This is a genomic window from Streptoalloteichus hindustanus, assembly GCF_900129375.1.
In the GTDB taxonomy this organism is placed as follows: Bacteria; Actinomycetota; Actinomycetes; order Mycobacteriales; family Pseudonocardiaceae; genus Streptoalloteichus; species Streptoalloteichus hindustanus.
In genome coordinates this window covers 596,515-609,273 of record NZ_FQVN01000001.1, presented here as the reverse complement: position 1 = coordinate 609,273, position 12,759 = coordinate 596,515, and the positions used below count along the sequence as shown (strand labels likewise).

The following is a 12,759-nucleotide window of genomic DNA, read 5'->3' as shown; positions in this document are numbered from 1 at the left end:
CGTGGCGGGACAGGTGCGGCAGTCCGAGCTCACCGAGCTGGAACGCGCCGTGTGCCAGGCGTTCGCCAACGGGGACCGGTTGGACCTGCGCGACCGGCGCGCGGAGACGAGCCCGAAGACCGACCGCCAGGTCCGCGCCGGCGTGCTCGTCGCGCTGCTCACCGGGCTCTACCGGATCAGACCCGCCGCCGTTCCCGCGCTCCGCCTGGTCGACGCCGACATCAGCGGCGTGCTGCACCTGGAGTCCGCCGAGGTCGCGCACCTGGTCGAGTTGGACCGCTGCGCCTTCGACCACGCGCCGCAGCTCCAGCTCGCCCGGATCGCCGGGCTGCGGCTCACCCGGTGCCGGCTGCCCGGGATGCGCGCCCGCAACCTCCGGGTGGACAGCGACCTCGAACTCGACGGCATGGCGAGCACCGGCACGGTCGACCTCACCGACGCCACGGTCCAGGGCACCGTCCGGTTGTCAGCGGCGACGCTGCGCAGCCCGCAGGACCACGCCCTGCTCGCCGCGCGGCTGCGGGTCTCGGGCTCGATCCAGGCCGTCGGGCTGCGCGCGACCGGGGAGGTCCGGCTGCGCGGCGCGCACGTCGGCGGCAGCGTCCACCTCGGCGGCGCGCGCCTGAGCAACGCGGGCGGCGACGCGTTCGAGGCGACGGGGCTCATCGTCGACGGCAGCCTGCTGTGCGACGGGGACGGCGGGCGCTTCACGGCGGAGGGGCGGGTCGTGCTCGCCGGCGCCCGGGTCGGCGGGGACGCCGTCTTCTCCGGCGCGGAGCTCAGCGCCCCGGAGCGGGCCGACCGCCAGGTCCTCGTGCTGCCCAGGGGAACCGCCGACGGCACCGCCACCCTGGTCGCCGACCGGATGCGGGTCGACGGCAACGTCGAGCTCGACACGGGGTTCAGCTCGGCGGGCTCCGTGCGGCTGCCGAACGCCAACATCGGCGGCTACCTGCGGCTGTCCGGCGCGTGCCTGGGCAGGGAGGAGGCCGTGGCCGAGCTGGTGACCAGCGCGGTCGTGCAACGCGTGCCCGTGGCGCTGGTCGCCGACGGGGTGCGGATCGGCGGCGACCTGGAGGCCAGGAGCGCCGTGGCCGCGACGACCGGGGAGGAGCGGGACGAGGCGTCGTCGGGGGGCCCGCTGCGGGCGTACGGCCAGGTCCGGCTGGTCGACGCGCACGTGCGGGGCAGCGCCAGCCTGTCCGGCGCCCACCTGACGGGCCCCGGCATCGACGTGCTGTTCGCCGACCGGCTCCACGTCGGCGGGACGCTCTTCCTGCGCAACATCCGGGCGAGCGGCTCCCTGCGGCTGCAGAACGCGCACGTCGGGTCCACTGTGGACTGCACGGGGGCGCAGCTCGACGAGCCGAGGCGGCGGCCGGACGGCACCTTCAAGCCCTCGCTCGACGCCCGCGTCGCGAGCATCGGCAAGGACCTGTTGTGCAGTTACGGCTTCCTCGCCGCCGGCGGTGTCCGGGTCCGGTTCGCGGAGGTCGGCAAGATGGCCAGCTTCACCGGGGCGCACCTCGGCAGCGCCGGGAACACCGTGGCCCTCAACGGCTACGGGCTCACCGCGCAGCAGCTCGTGCTGCGCTTCTCCGAGCCGCCGCAGGGGCGGGTGGTCCTCACCCGCGCCCAGGTCATCTCGCTGGGCGACGCCGCCGAGCTGTGGGCGGCCACCGGCGGGGTCGCCATGGAGGACTTCGCCTACCAGGCCGTCGTGGCCCGGCCCGAGGTCGACGTGCGGACCCGGCTGAGCTGGCTGCGCCGGGTGCTGCCGGACTACACGCCCGGCCCGTACGAGCAGCTGGCGAGCGTGTACCGCGTCAACGGCGACGAGGAACGCGCCGAGAAGGTGCTGATCGCCAAGCAACAACGGCGCTACGCCGAGCTGGGGCCGGCCGGCCGGGTCTGGGGCTTCCTCCAGGAGTGGACCGTCGGGTACGGCTACCGCCCCTGGCTGGCCGTGCTCTGGTTGGCGCTCTTCTGGCTGGGCGGGGCGCTCTGGTTCGCCGGCCACCCGATGGAGCGGCTGGACGACGGCCAGCACCCGGTCTGGAACCCGTGGCTGTTGTCGGCCGACACGTTGCTGCCGATCGTGAACCTCGGGCAGGACGGCATGTGGCAGATCACCGGCGCGTCGCAGTGGATCACCGGGGTGCTCACGGCGGTCGGCTGGATCCTCGCGTCGACGGCGGCGGCCGGAGCGACCCGCGTGCTCAAGCGGAGCTGAGGCCCGCCGCCGAACCGCGGCCCGCCGCGGCATCCGTCCCGACGGTGGTTTCCGCGCCGCGTCGGAGATTTCCCTTACGTGGAGCGGGTCACACCACATTCCGTGATCGCGCGGGGAAGTAGTTGATCGCGCGTAACTCGATGGTGGGGACTTCCCGCGCCGCGGCTGCGCCCGCCCTCGTTTCCGTGCCAGTGTTCAGCCCGCGTCACACCGGCGATCAAGCGAGACGGGACCGCCGGCGACAGCACCGAGATCGACACGGCGAGATCGACACGGACGACACGGGCGACGGGAGCGCGGACGGTGACGAGCCAGCGGGGAGCGACGGGAGGCCGCCTGACGCGGTCGCTCGCCCGCGTCCTGCTGGCGGTGGCCGGCGCGGTCGTCGGGGTGCTGGCGAGCTGGTTGCTCGCCACGGGCTCGGCCTCGGCCGACGGCCCCCTCGCCGACGGACCGCTCGCCGGCGTGGCCGGGGCGCTCGGCGGCATCCAGGAGCACCTCGGACCAGCCCAGCTCCAGCCCCCGGCGTCGGCCGAGCCGGTCGACTCGCTCCGCTCGCTGGACCCGCAGCCGGTCCGCCAGCTCGCCGAGGCGGGCGCGGGGGACCTGTTGGGCCGGACCGGGTTGGGCGCGGTCGCCCCCGATCCGCTGTCCGCCACCGGGCTCCCGCGGTCGGTCGTGCCCACGGTGCCGCAGGTCGACAACGCCCTGCGGGCCGGCGTGGCCGGGCTGACCGAGCCGCTGACGGAGCCCCTGCGGGGCGCCCCGGTCGACCAGGTCCGCCCGCTCACCCGCGACGTGCCCGACGTCAGCGCCCTCGGCGCTCTCGTCGACGGCTTCGACCACGCGGTCGGCACCGTCCCCGGCGCCATCCAGGACGCCGTCGGCGGCTCGCCCCACGAGTTCGCCAGGGACGCGGTTCGCGGTGCCGGAGACGGTGGCGCCGCGGGCGCCGCGCTCGCCCGGTTGATCCGGACCGGGACCACGCGGCCGACCGCCCCCTCGACCGGCGCGACCGTTCTCCTGCCGGCTCCGGCGTGGGAGCACGACGCCGCGACCCCCCTGGGTCCGGTGTCGGCGGCCCCGCAACCGGACGGGGCCGGCGACCCGACCGCGGCCCGCGGCGGGATCGCGCGGCCGGTCGGTCGCGGCGCGGCGTCCTCCGCCCTGTCGGGCGACGAGTCCGCCGACCACCCGGGTGGCCCGTTCGGCGACCCCGAGCCGGCCCGTCCCGACCACCTGCCGGGGCAGCCGGCCAACCCGGCCACCCTGCCCGGCCCGTGCCACTGCGGCCACGACGGTTCCCCCACCTCCGGCGGACCGGTCGTGGCCACCACCGCCACCGGCGACCAGTTCCCCACCACCGCCGGTCGCGGCTTCATGACCCCCGCCGCCCAGCGCGGCGCCGCCGAGCGCGTCCCGCAGCCCGGCGTCACTCCCGACTGAACCCACCCGCGCGGCCAGCGATCGCTGACGCGTGTGCCGCCGGGTGAGGCGACCACACCTTCCGTCCAGTGATCGGGCCGGGCCCCCACGGGTCCGCCTCCCGCCGGCCGCGCGCACCGCCCCCGCGGACACCCGTCCGCAGCAGACCCGGGTGGTCGCAGCCCCGACGCGGTGCCCCCACACCTCGTCCGGCCGCCCGCTCCCGACAGGTCACGACGGAAGAAGGAGATCCCCCCAGATGAAGACCTGGACCCAGCGCGTCGCCCAGATCGCCCTCGTCAGCACGGGACTGCTGGCGGTCGGCGCTGGCCTCGCCTCCGCCGCCACCGAGCCCACCGGTGCGCCCGGCGGTGACCAGGTGACCAAGCCCGTGACCGATCCCGCGACGACCAAGGTCGTCGCCAACCCGGGCGCCACGACCACCCAGGCGACCACCGGGAACGACGGCGCCGCCACCACCGGCGCGGCGACCGACCCCGTGACCGGGGCGCCAGCCGGCGCCGCGAAGCCAGTCGAGGGGACAGCGGCGGCGAAGCCGGGAACCGACCCCGCGACCAGCTCCCGGCCCGCGGACACCACGGCCACCAAGCCCGTGGAGGCCAAGCCGGCGCAGAACAACAACAACTCCCCGACCAAGGCGATCGAGGACGCCGTCCGGTTGGACGCCCTCACCGAGCTGACGAAGAAGCTCACCAGTCGCTCGGGCGACGGTCTTCTCCAGCAGCGCTCCGCGCCGCTCGACGACGGGTTCGGCTCCGAGTTCGGCCGCGACCTCGAAGCGGGGTACACGTCGGATTACGGCGACGGCTTCAGCGGGTACGTCGGTGGCGGTGACTTCCGCGGCCCGGGTTACGAGAGCGTGTTCGAGAGCTACCAGGCGATGGCGATGGCGGACGCGTACCAGAACCTGTCCTCCTCGCGGCCGGCGAGCCGGCCCGAGGGCCGACCGGAGGGTCAGCCGGACAGCAGGGTCACCGCCACGAAGTCCCCCTCCTCGTCCAAGCTCCCCGCCTCGCCGGACCAGGCGCCGCAGCTCGGCCAGCAGAAGCTGCCGAGCACCGAGCAGGTGGCGACGGAGGTCGTCAAAGGGGTTCCGCTGAGCAAGGAGCTGTCCCAGCAGGACCTGGGCAAGCTGACCAACCCGCAGCAGGTCGACCAGCTCGCGGGCGGCACCCAGCAGGTGGAGCAGCTGGCGAAGCAGGTCCCGGTGGGTGAGCTGACCAAGGGCGGGCTGACCAAGGGCGAGCTGAACCGGATCGCCCGGCAGCTGCCCGGCACCGCCGAACTGCGCCGGCTGCCCACCGGCGACATCACCCGCAAGGTCGACGCCGACGCGATCACCCGGCCGCTCGACGTCGACCGGATCGGCAAAGCGGTGCGCGCGATCACCGACGAGACCAGGGGCGGCACCTTCACCAGGCCGGCCGAGCTGACCGGGAACCAGAGCCTGCGCTCCCTGACCGAGAGCGGGCTCGTGGAGAAGGCCGCCGCCGGCGCCCAGGAGCTGTCCGCGCTGGACCGCCTGAGCACCCCGGTCGAGCGGCTCGTCCAGACCGGCGTCCCGAGCGTCGCGGCGGGCGGCAAGTGAGCCGACCGCGGCCGGGGCGGTGGGAGAGCGCGAGCGCGTCGTGCGGGCGGCCCCCCTCCCCGCCAGCCCGACGGCGCCCGGAAACGTCCCGGCCGCGGTCCCCCTCCGGTGAAACCAACCCCGAACCCGACGACGTGAAGGAGATCCCGATGCACCCCTGGGCGAAGCGAGGCATCCACGCCGCGCTCGTCACCGGTGGGATGTTGGCCGTCGGCGGCGGCGTGTCCGAGGCCGTGGAACCAGCGCCCGACCGGCCCACCCCACCCCTGGGCGACGCGACCATGCCGCTGGACGTCATCGACGACACCGTCGACCGGGGCGCCGACCTCGCCGCGGCCGTCTCCCGGGGCTGGCCGGACCACCCCGCCGTCCGCCCCGAGGACGTGCTGTGGGAGATCCGCACCGAGCAGTCGGAGCCGGTGGTGATCAGCGGTGTCGCCGGCACCTGGTCCGGCACCATCACCGAGCTGCCGGTGGCGGACCGGGACGAGCCCGACTGGCCCGACCGGACGCCCGCCGACGCCGTGCGGCGCGGCCCGGCGCGCCTCGCCGCCGAGGAGACCGAGGACACCCTCGTCCTCGAACACCTGGCCGACTGGTTCGCGGTGGCCGACGCGCAACGCCGCGACCGGGTGGTCGCGGCGACGATCGACGCGCTGGCCGACGAGCTGGCCACCCTCGCCGCCCGTTCCGCGTCCCCCGCCGGAGCCGCCGTGGAGCGGACCGCGGCGCACGCCCTGCCCGACGACACCTCCGCCGCGCAGGACGCCGAGGCGTGGTTCGGCGAGGGCTCCACCAGCCAGGTGGCCTGGTCGACCCGCCCCGCCGTCGAGGACGCCACGCCCCGCAGCGCTCCGCCGCGGGCCACGCCCGAGCCGACGCCCTCGGCGGAGCCGACGAGGACCCCGGCCGGCGCGCACCTGTTCTCGGTGTCCCGGCACGTCCTGCGGCGGGCCCTGGCGTGGGAGCGGCCGGTCCCGCCGGCCGCGGCCGGGGAGCGGCGCGAGGTCAACCCCCTGGAGATCCGGGGCGAGCGCGTGCTCCCGGTGACCGAGGTGCCGTACCACCCGCGGCCTCGGCCGCGCACGACCGACCGCTCGCAGGGCGACACCACCCAGTGGGGGACCTGGCAGCCCAGCCTGCCCCCGCTGGTCTTCCCGAAGTTCGACCTGGCCGAGGCGCCGGCGGCGGGGCGTCCGGGCGCGGCCCCAGCGCAGACGACCCCAGCGCAGAAGATCCCAGCGCAGAAGATCCCAGTCCAGCCGATCCCGCCCACGCCGGGCGTGCCGAGCACTCCGTCGGTGCCCGAGACCCCGGAGCTGCCCCAGCAGGCGTACACCCAGCCCTCCGGCGGGTTGCCGCTGCGGACGCAGGTCGGCGCGCTGGACCTGAGCGAGGTCGAGATCAACGACCAGCAGGTGCTGCCGGAGGGGATGTCCGCGACCCCCGCGCTGAGCACCGTCGACTCGGTGACCTGGTTGCGGAACGTGACGAGCCGGGGTTGAGCCGCGCGCCCAGAGCGTCGCCCCGCCCGTCACCGCCCCGAAGAGGGGTGTTTCCCCGGAAGAGTGGGCCCGGGAGCCGACCGGCTCCCGGGCCCACTCCCGTTCAGGGTTTGCGCGGCCGGCGGAGCTGGGCCTCGGCGCAGGTGAGGACGGAGAGCACGGGGGCGGCGCCGTCACTGGTGCACCACGCGATGCGCAACGCGGGCCGGATGCGGTTGCGGCCGATGCGCAGCGGGCGGGCCGCGACCTCCCTGGCCCGGTCGGCGATGGCCTCGCCGGTGCCGGTGGGGTGCTCGGCGACGACGGCGAACTCGTCGCCGCCGTACCGGGCCACGGTGTGGTCGGGGCGCAACCCCTGGCGCAGCCGGCCGGCCAACGCGACGAGCAGCTCGTCCCCGCGCCGGAACCCGTGCTCGGCGTTGAGCGCGGCGAGCCGGTGGACGTCCATCAACACCAGCGTGGCCAGCGTGCCCCGGGTGCGGGCCCTCGTCAGCGCCTGGTCCAGCCGGTCGAGCAGCAGCGCGCGGTTCGGCAGCCCGGTCAGCGGGTCGATCAGGCCCCGGCTGTGCGGCAGGTCGGTGTCGACGGGGTGCAGCAACACCAGCAGGCGATGCCGACCGCGGGACCGGACCGGGTGGTAGTCGGCCCAGACCCGGGTGTGCTGCACCCCGTCCTTCGACACGACGAGCGGCAACGAGAGGGTGGCGCTCGTGCGGAGCACCTGGGCGGCCAGCGCCGAGGGCTCCGGGAGGGGCGCCCCCGAGTCGTCGCAGGCCGACCAGCCCGCGGGGCGGGCGCCGGTGACCAGGTCCTGCCGGCTCATCCCCAGCAGTGCGGCGGCCCGGTCGTTGGCGGCGAGGACCTCGCCCTGTTCGTCCTGCAGCAGCACACCTACCGGCAGGTCGGCGACGAAGTCGTCCCAGATCGCGCCGGTGATGGTGGGTGCCGCCGTTCGCACGGCACTCATTGGGCTCTCACCTTCCGCCGATCGGAGCCTTTCGCTGAGAGTGCTCTTGTTGCACGCCCCAGATCAAGCCCCTGACGCCACCCGTACCGGTGATCTTCTCCCCGCTTTCGGTCCAGTCCGGGGGACTACGCAACGTGGCCACCCGCCGGAGTGGTTGTCACGCGCTTGACCGGTCAAAGATCGTGTTCGGCCAGGTAGGCGTCCTCTGCCGCGTAGTCGAAGAAGTCGATTCCCCCGTACTTGTCGACCAGGTCGGTGAACACCGCCCGCCAGTCACGGCCGGCGACGGCGGCCAGAACCCACTCCACCTCGCCGGGCAGCGCGTCCAGCCAGCTCGTCACGGGCCGGTAGCCGAGCTCGGCCGCCGCCCTGGCCGTGCTCAGCACGACGTCCTCGGGAACCGACCAGGGGCTGAGGCCCAGCGGGCCGGACGCCGCCGGCGGGAGCGGGACCTCCCGCCACTCGTGGCCGAGCAGCCCGGCCACGGCCCGGCCGATCTCCAGCACGGTCGGCGCGTCCGGGTCCGCGACGTTGAGCACCCGGGTCGCCGGCCGCTCCGCGGCCAACCGCACCAGCTCGGCGATGTTGGCGACCGCCGTGGTCTGGAACCTGCTGGTCCCCCCGTACGCGAACAGCACGTGCGGGCGGCGGTCCAGCACCCGTTTGACGAACCACCACTCCCGCGAGTGGATCGAGTCCCTGCCGTGGATCGCCCCGGGGCGGAGCACGGTGACCGGGACGGTCGCCCGCTCCAGCAGGAGGCGCTCGACCGCCGCCTTCCGGCTGCTGTAGTCCCCGGGGCCGGGCGGCGCCGTGCGCTGGTCCTCGGTGATCGGCACCGGGAACCGGGGGAAGTCGTCCGCCCGGTCCATCCCGCGGCCCCGGTCGTCCACGTAGACGGCCGCGCTGGAGACCACCGCGAGGTGGCCCGCCCGATCCCCCAGCCCGAGCAGTTGCTCGGCGTGCGCCTCCGTGTAGCAGACGCAGTCCAGCACCAGGTCGGCTCCGGCGGCGAGTACCGCGAGGTCGACCGGAGGGGCATCGCGGTCCCAGCCCACCACCCGCACGTGGTCGGCGAGTGGGGGCGGGACCGCCCGTCGGCCCCGGGCGGCGAGGGTCACCTCCCAGCCGCCCGCGAGCAGCCGTTCCGCCGTTCCCAGGCCGATCTGCCCGGTTCCCCCGATGATCAGTGCTGTGCGGCCCACGGGGAGAACCGTGGACCCGGCCTGACATGCCGACAACCGGTGTTCACCGGCGGCGGAACAATGTCAGGGATCTCGGTGGCGGGCGGCAGGAAATGCGGCACGGGGGAGGGGAAAAGATTGGCTGTGCGGGTGAACGTTCTCCCGCGAACGGTCGGTTCTCCGGTCCGCCCATTCTTTGATCTTCGCGTGCGGCGGAGGTGGTTTCCGGGCCGGCGTCAGACCCCGGCCGGGGGCTTGGTGCCGGGCAGCGTGCTGATCGCCTCGCTCAGCACGGCCTGCTCGTCGTCCGGCAGCCAGCGGGACGCGTGCACCATGCGGAGCGCCGTGGACAGCCGGACCTGGTCGTCGTCCGTGCCGAGATCGCCGAGGTAGGCGGGCAGGATCAGGCCCAGCGCCCGCAGGTCGGCGCGGGCGCAGAGCTTGGCGAGGAGGTCCGGGAGCGGTCCGTCCGCCGGACGACGCGTTCCGGTGCCGGTCGCGCGCAGTCCCTCCGCGACCGCGAAACGGATCCAGTCGCCGTACTGCCCCGCCGGCGCCGCGGAAACGTGCTCGGCGGCGGCCACGAAGTGCTCGCGCGCCTTTTCGGGCTCGTCGAGGTTCTGGTGGGCCTTGCCCATGTTCAGGTGCAGTGAGGCGTGGAACCCGCTGACCCGGTCGTCAGCCACCAGGTCCGCCAGGCGGAGACACTCCCGGTTCCAGTGGAGCGTCAGTTCGGGGGTTGGTTGGTGGCGGGCGACGTAGTGCGCGGCGACGCACGCCTCGTAGTCGTCGGTCGCGGTGTCCCACGCCTGCTGGAAGAGCGCGAGCGCGTCGGCGTCCCTGCCCTCGGCCTCGGCCTGCATGCCCTCGACGCAGAGCCGGATGACCGGGTTGTTGGGGTCCATGGGTTTTCCTCTCTCGTGTCGGCGCCGCCGTGGACGGCGCCCCCGGCGCGGGTGCGCGTCGCGTGTCGCGTCGGATCAGACGTCCGTGGCCCGGACCGGCATGACGAGCGTGGTGAAGCTGCCCTGGTCCGCGGACCGCACCACGACGGGGCAGGACGCGGACGAGATCTCCAGGAGCACGTCCGGCCCCACGCTGGCGTCGAGCGCGGGCAGGAGCACGGCCGGGTCGAACGCGACGCGCGCCTCCGGCCCGGTGCTGATCGCGCGCAGCGCGTCGACGTGCGATCCGCCGGCGGAGATCCGCACCTCGTTCTCGGTGATGCGCAGGGTGACCGGTCCCGTGACGTCCGCGTTGGCGAGGACCGCGCGCAGCGCGGCCCGGTCGACGACCACTCGGCTCCGAGCGGTGGGGAGGTCTTCCAGAATCATCCGGTACTGCGGGAACGTTCCCTCGGCCGTCGGCAGTGACCGGCTTTCGTTGTCGCCTCGCACGTGCGCGTCGTTCTCGTGGATCTCGACCGTGATCTCCGGATGACGCAGCGCCCAGGCCGCGAAGTCCTTCATCGCGGAGACGTCGACCAGCACCGCGGCCGGGCCGCCGTCGAGGGAGATCGGGCGCAACACCCGCACCGCCAGGCGGAACCGGTCGGTGGCCACCAACCGGACCTCCTGCCCGTCGAGTTCGAGCAGGACCCGACCCAGCACCGGGAACTCCGCGCGGACGGCCTCGGGCGCGACCGCGGGGGCCACCTGCCGCACCGCGCTGGCCAGTTCCGCTCCCCCGATCCGCGCCGCGGTCCGGCTGGGCTCGACCGGCAGGGCGCGCAGGACCTCCTCGATCGCCGACTGCGCCGCGAGCGCGGTGTCCCTGGTCCTGCGGGCGTGCCGCTCCAGGACCGCGCGGGCCTCCTCGGGCCGGCCGTCGAGCACGACCGAGGCGTCGACCAGGGGCAGTCCGGCGTCCCGGAGTCGCCGGACGAGGACGGCGCGGGCCTCCTGCCGCGGCGCGTAGTAGCGGTACCCCGTCGCCTCGTCGACGAACGCGGGCCGGAGAACCCCGCAGTCGTCGTAGAACCGCAGGGCACTCGGGGCCAACCCCACCCGCCGCGCGAAGGCGCCGATGGCCACCAACGCCTCGGTGTCGTCCATGGCCGCGATTGTTGACGTTCAAGTGGGTTGAAGGTCAAAGCCGCACGACGGCGCGCGGCGTTGTGCCGCGCGGACATCGCGACGTCGTCGACGGCAGACCTTCCGGCGTGGTCGGTGACTGAGCCGTGTCAGTCGGGTGTCAGGGCCGTCAGCGAGGGTGGTCGTGATGACCGCCACGAGAGGAAATCCGATGAGCGAGACCGTTTCCGTCCCGCACGGCCTGCCGATGGAGCGCGACGCGGGCCCCTTCGACCCTCCCCGCGAGATCACCCGGCTGCGTGAGGCCCGCCCGGTCAGCCCGATGGTCTTCCCCGACGGTCACGAGGGCTGGCTCGTCACCGGCTACGACGCGGCCCGCCAGCTCCTGGCCGACACCCGGTTCAGCTCCCGCCAGGACCTCGGCATCCTGCACATGCCGTACGAGACCCCGAACATGCCCACCCCCACCGAGCCGTCCCCGCAGGTGCCGGGCATGTTCATCGCCATGGACCCGCCGGACCACACCCGGCTGCGGAGGATGCTCACCGGCGCCTTCACCGTCAAACGGATGAAGATGCTCGAAGAGCGCATCATCGAGATCACCGAGCGGCAACTGGACGAGCTGGCGCGCCTCGCCCCGCCGGTCGACCTGGTCAGGGAGTTCGCGCTGCCGGTACCCTCGCTGGTGATCTGCGAACTGCTCGGCGTCCCCTACGCGGACCGGGAGACCTTCCAGGTCAACTCCGCCAAGTTCCTGGTCAAGGACGCGTCGCTCGACGAGAAGATGGCCGCCTACAACGCGCTGAACACGTACCTCACCGAACTGGTCACGGACAAGCGCGCCGCCCCCGGCGACGACATCCTGTCCGACCTGGCCCGCCAGGACGAGCTCACCACCGAGGAGCTGACCGGCATCGCCTTCCTGCTCCTGCTCGCGGGTCACGAGACCACCGCCAACATGCTGGCGCTGGGCGCCTTCGCGCTCCTGGAGCACCCCGAGCAGCTGGCCGAACTGCGCGCCAACCCCGACCTGATGCCCGGCGCGGTCGAGGAGCTCATGCGCTACCTGTCCATCGCCGACATCTTCTTCCGCTACGCGGCGGAGGACATCGAGCTCGGCGGGGAGACCATCCCCGAGGGGTCGACCGTGATCGTCTCGCTGCTGGCCGCCAACCGCGACCCGAAGCGCTTCGACAACCCCGACGACCTGGACATCCACCGCAAGGCCCGCGGCCACCTGTCCTTCGGCCACGGCGTCCACCAGTGCCTCGGGCAGCAACTGGCCCGCATCGAGATGCGCGCCGGCTTCACCGGCCTGCTGCGTCGCTTCCCGACCCTCGAACTCGCCATCCCCGCCAGCGAGGTGAGGCTCCGGACCGACATGAACATCTACGGCGTCCACGAACTGCCGGTCACCTGGACGGACACGGCCCGGTAGAACCGTCGGCCGAACGCCGCGTCGGCGTTCCCTCAGGTGCGGGTGGTGGCGTTCGCCGGGTGCGCCACGCACGCGTCCAGCGCCACCACCTCCGGCCGGGCACGTCCGCGAGAGGCGTGCCCGGCCCGGGAACATGACCTGAGTTGTCCACAGGGCACCCAGTTATCCACAGGGCAGCGTGATGGCCTTGGGCGCTTCGTGCTGGGCCGATAGGCTGGAGCAGGGCTCGCCCCCCAGGGCGGGTGGGGGCTGACCTGGGGGAAGAGGGGCCGCGCTGCCCGAGAGGGCGCGTCGTGAGCGGCTGCTCGCGGTCACCGAAACCCTGCGCGGGCTGCTCATCGGCGCGCCGGCCAGCGACGGTGTGA

At 74.2% G+C, this 12,759-nt stretch carries 9 protein-coding genes; 5 read left to right on the top strand and 4 right to left on the bottom strand.

Translation table 11 applies throughout. From position 1 onward, the window contains the following. Nucleotide 1: 1 nt before the first annotated feature. From BUE43_RS02950 to BUE43_RS02935, 4 genes are all read left to right on the top strand, one after another. On the top strand, nucleotides 2–2,233 hold the full coding sequence (locus BUE43_RS02950; protein ID WP_234995498.1) for a translocation/assembly module TamB domain-containing protein: 2,232 nt from the start codon (nucleotides 2–4) through the stop codon (nucleotides 2,231–2,233). 303 nt (nucleotides 2,234–2,536) lie between these two features. Further along, nucleotides 2,537–3,679: a hypothetical protein gene (locus BUE43_RS02945; RefSeq protein WP_073479733.1), complete on the top strand. Its 1,143-nt coding sequence runs from the start codon at nucleotides 2,537–2,539 to the stop codon at nucleotides 3,677–3,679. Between the two features lie 238 nt (nucleotides 3,680–3,917). Next, the gene (locus BUE43_RS02940; RefSeq protein WP_073479732.1) at nucleotides 3,918–5,267 is read left to right on the top strand and encodes a hypothetical protein; all 1,350 of its coding nucleotides are present in this window, start codon (nucleotides 3,918–3,920) and stop codon (nucleotides 5,265–5,267) included. A 149-nt stretch (nucleotides 5,268–5,416) separates the two neighbouring features. Beyond that, entirely contained in the window at nucleotides 5,417–6,772 is a 1,356-nt protein-coding gene (locus BUE43_RS02935) for a hypothetical protein (protein WP_143173912.1), read from the top strand. A 103-nt stretch (nucleotides 6,773–6,875) separates the two neighbouring features. Here the strand turns inward: BUE43_RS02935 and BUE43_RS02930 are convergent, their stop codons facing one another. From BUE43_RS02930 to BUE43_RS02915, 4 genes are all read right to left on the bottom strand, one after another. Beyond that, the gene (locus BUE43_RS02930; protein WP_073479730.1) at nucleotides 6,876–7,739 is read right to left on the bottom strand and encodes a diguanylate cyclase domain-containing protein; all 864 of its coding nucleotides are present in this window, start codon (nucleotides 7,737–7,739) and stop codon (nucleotides 6,876–6,878) included. 173 nt (nucleotides 7,740–7,912) lie between these two features. Next, nucleotides 7,913–8,944, bottom strand: a complete 1,032-nt coding sequence (locus tag BUE43_RS02925) for an NAD-dependent epimerase/dehydratase family protein (RefSeq protein ID WP_083959255.1) — start codon at nucleotides 8,942–8,944, stop codon at nucleotides 7,913–7,915. A gap of 215 nt (nucleotides 8,945–9,159) precedes the next feature. After that, complete coding sequence (locus BUE43_RS02920) at nucleotides 9,160–9,828, bottom strand: hypothetical protein (RefSeq protein WP_073479729.1); 669 nt, start codon at nucleotides 9,826–9,828, stop codon at nucleotides 9,160–9,162. Between the two features lie 75 nt (nucleotides 9,829–9,903). Further along, on the bottom strand, nucleotides 9,904–10,977 hold the full coding sequence (locus BUE43_RS02915; protein ID WP_073479728.1) for a DNA polymerase III subunit beta family protein: 1,074 nt from the start codon (nucleotides 10,975–10,977) through the stop codon (nucleotides 9,904–9,906). A 190-nt stretch (nucleotides 10,978–11,167) separates the two neighbouring features. Between BUE43_RS02915 and BUE43_RS02910 the strand changes: the two genes are divergently transcribed. Next, the gene (locus BUE43_RS02910; protein ID WP_073479727.1) at nucleotides 11,168–12,394 is read left to right on the top strand and encodes a cytochrome P450; all 1,227 of its coding nucleotides are present in this window, start codon (nucleotides 11,168–11,170) and stop codon (nucleotides 12,392–12,394) included. Nucleotides 12,395–12,759: the final 365 nt, after the last annotated feature.

Excerpts from the sequence above, each read along its gene's own strand:
- BUE43_RS02930 (WP_073479730.1), bottom strand. The coding sequence starts at position 7,739 with ATGAGTGCCGTGCGAACGGCGGCACCCACCATCACCGGCGCGATCTGG.
- BUE43_RS02920 (WP_073479729.1), bottom strand. The coding sequence starts at position 9,828 with ATGGACCCCAACAACCCGGTCATCCGGCTCTGCGTCGAGGGCATGCAG.
- BUE43_RS02915 (WP_073479728.1), bottom strand. The coding sequence starts at position 10,977 with ATGGACGACACCGAGGCGTTGGTGGCCATCGGCGCCTTCGCGCGGCGG.
- BUE43_RS02935 (WP_143173912.1), top strand. The coding sequence starts at position 5,417 with ATGCACCCCTGGGCGAAGCGAGGCATCCACGCCGCGCTCGTCACCGGT.
- BUE43_RS02940 (WP_073479732.1), top strand. The coding sequence starts at position 3,918 with ATGAAGACCTGGACCCAGCGCGTCGCCCAGATCGCCCTCGTCAGCACG.
- BUE43_RS02910 (WP_073479727.1), top strand. The coding sequence starts at position 11,168 with ATGAGCGAGACCGTTTCCGTCCCGCACGGCCTGCCGATGGAGCGCGAC.